The sequence below is a fragment of the Psychrobacter sp. CoH-33_TS_01 genome, assembly GCF_058189395.1.
The window spans coordinates 1-247 of the sequence record NZ_JBVGQI010000089.1 but is presented as its reverse complement, the minus strand read 5'-3'; the positions used below and the strand labels follow the sequence as shown (position 1 = coordinate 247).

Below are 247 nucleotides of genomic sequence, written 5' to 3'. Positions count from 1 at the left end.
GTCTGCTCGTGCAATGCGCGGAAGCCACGCACGACGTCATGAAACCATACGGCGATCTCGAACTGACGATCGCGTGCTCGTCCGGCGTCGCGCTGCTGTGGCTCACGCCGCGGCTACCGGACTTTCGCGCCACCTGTCCCAACATCAAGCTGCGCCTGATTGTGCGCGACGGCCTGGCATCGATGTCGCCCGCGGAATTCGACGTCGGCGTCTACTACGTGCGCCAGCAGGCGCCGGCCGAATACAC

At 65.2% G+C, this 247-nt stretch carries 1 protein-coding gene; it reads left to right on the top strand.

The window, feature by feature from the left end:
* A partial coding sequence (locus tag ACZ2XM_RS15650) for a LysR substrate-binding domain-containing protein (protein ID WP_490619038.1) occupies nucleotides 1–247 on the top strand: 247 nt, incomplete at both ends.